The organism is Streptomyces sp. WELS2, from assembly GCF_013870595.1.
GTDB lineage: Bacteria > Actinomycetota > Actinomycetes > Streptomycetales > Streptomycetaceae > Streptomyces.
On sequence record NZ_JACBWZ010000848.1, the window covers coordinates 1 to 2,573 of the forward strand.

At 75.1% G+C, this 2,573-nt stretch carries 1 protein-coding gene; it reads right to left on the bottom strand.

What is annotated here, in order from left to right:
- Nucleotides 1-2,573 (bottom strand): condensation domain-containing protein (locus tag H5J33_RS38480; protein WP_181798044.1); only part of this gene is annotated, 2,573 nt, incomplete at both ends.

The following is a 2,573-nucleotide window of genomic DNA, read 5'->3' on the forward strand; positions in this document are numbered from 1 at the left end:
CGTCGTCGAGGACGTAGGCGCGCAGGCCGGCGCCGGGGCGGCCGATGACCGGGTGGTCCGGGCGGTCCTGGGTTCGGCCGTAGACGGCGTCGACGGTGCATTCGGTGGGCCCGTACATGTTGTACACGGCCACGCCCAGTTCCCGTTCGGCGCGGGCGAGTTCACGCCAGACGGCCGGGGTGACGGCCTCGCCGCCGACGAGCAGCAGGCGCGGGTGGTGACGGCCGGGGGCGAGCAGTCCGGCGGCGGTGAGTTCGCGCAGGAACGACGGGGTGACGTTGACCACGTCCAGGCGGTTCTCGGCGACCTGGGCGCAGAACGCCCGCGGGTCCAGGCGGACGTCCTCGTCTATGAGGTGCACCTCGTGGCCGAGGGCGAGGAGCAGGGGCCCCTCCCAGGAGGTGTCGAAGGAGAAGGAGGCGCTGAGCGCGGCCCGCAGCCGTAGCCCGTCGGTGGTGTGCGGGGCGAGCAGGCCCTCGCGGTGGTCGTGGCAGAGGTTGACCAGCTGGCGGTGTTCGACGGCGACGCCCTTGGGGCGGCCGGTGGAGCCGGAGGTGTAGACGAGGTAGGCGGTGTGCCGGGGCAGCAGGGGCCGGACGCGGTCGGCGTCGGTCGGGTCGTGGTCGGGCAGCCGGTCCCAGGGCACCTCGTCGAGGCCGGCCAGCAGGGTGTGCGGGCGGGCGTCGGCGAGCAGGAAATCCTGCCGCCGCTCGGGCAGTTCGGGGTCCAGGCTGAGCAGGGTGGCGCCCGCCTTGAGGACGCCGAGCAGGGCGACCACCAGGTCGGTGGTGCGCGGCAGGCGTACGGCGACGACGTCCTCGGGTCCGGCTCCGCGGGCGATGAGGTGGTGGGCGAGCCGGTTGGCGCGCCGGTTGAGCGTGGCGAAGTCGAGGGTGGCGTCGCGGGCGGCCAGGGCGGTGTGGTGGGGGGTGCGGGCGGCCTGGGCCTCGAAGAGGGCGGGGAAGGTGGTGTCCGGTGCGGGCAGCGGGGCGCCCCGGCCGTGCCGGAGCACCTGGCGCCGTTCGTCGCCGGTCATCAACGGGAGCCGGCCCACCCGCTGCCCGGGGTCCTCGGCGGCGGCCTCCAGCAGGACGCGCAGCCGGGCGGCGAGGCGTTCGGCGGTGTCGGTGTCGAACAGGCCGGTGCTGTACTCGAGATGGCCGGTGAGGCCGTCGTCGGTCTCCACGAAGTCGAAGGCGAGGTCGAAAGTGGCGGTGCGGACCGGCGGGGTGACCGGTTCCACCGTCAGGCCGGGCAGCCGGGGCGGCTCGCCGTCGAGGTTGTGCAGGGCGACCATGACCTGGAACAGCGGCGTACGGCTGGTGTCCCGCTCGGGCTGGACGGCGTCCACGACGCGCTCGAAGGGCACCTCCTGGTGGGCGGACGCCTCCAGGACGGTGGTGCGCACCTCGGCCAGCAGCTCCCGGAAGGGCAGGTCGGGCCGGACCCGGGCGCGCAGCACCAGGGTGTTGACGAACATGCCGACCACGTCGTGCAGTTCGGGCCGCTCCCGGCCGGCGGTGACCGTGCCCACGGTGACGTCCTCCTGGCCCGCCCAGCGGGCGAGCAGTACCTGACAGGCCGTCACCAAAGTCATGTAGAGGGTGGCGTCGGCTTCCCGGCCGCGCTCGCGCAGCCGCTCGGTGAGCGCGGCGGGCAGGGTGAACGTCAGCAGGGCGCCCTCTCGGGTGCGGACGGCGGGGCGCGGCCGGTCGGTGGGCAGCTCCAGCGGGACCACGCCGTCCAGGGCCCGGCGCCAGTAGGCGAGGTCGGACTCCGCCCGCTCGGTCCGGGCGCGCTGCCAGGCGGCGTAGTCGGCGTAGCGGACGGGCAGGTCCGGCAGGCGGGGGGCACGGCCTTCCAGGGCCGCCGTGTACAGCTCGCCGAGGTCCCTGGCCAGCACACCCCCGGACCAGCCGTCGGTGACGATGTGGTGGACGGCCAGCACCAGGACGTGCTCGTCGGCGCCGATGCGGGCCAGGCGGGCCCGCATCAGCGGCCCGGTGGCCAGGTCGAAGGGGGTGGCGGCCTCGCGGTCCAGCAGGGCATCCAGTTCCGCGCCGTCCGCGAGGTCGTCCACCGGCAGGTCCACGGGCCGGGGCGGGGGCACGAACTGCCGTGCCTGGCCGTCGTGTTCGGCGAAGGTGGTGCGCAGCGCCCCGTGCCGGGCGACCAGGCCGTCCAGCGCGGCGCCGAGCGCGCCGGTGTCCAGGGCGCCGCGCAGCCGCAGCACGGACAGGGTCGTGTACGCGGTGCCGCCCGGCTCGAACCGGTCGAGGAACCACAGGCGTTGCTGGGCGTACGACAAGGGGGCCGGGGCGTTTGGGGCGGTGGCCGGAATGGCGTCGGCGGTGGTGCTGCCGGAGCGGGGTTCGCCCAGCTCGGCGGCGAGACCGGACAGCGTGGAGTGGGTGAACAGCAGCCGGGGCGAGACGTCCGTGCCGAAGGCGGCGCGCAGCCGGGAGGTGACGCGCACGGCCAGGATGGAGTCGCCGCCGAGGGCGAAGAAGTCGTCGTCGGCGCCGACCTCGTCGGTGCGAGGACTCGGCGTTCGCCGACGTCCTCCCGAAGAT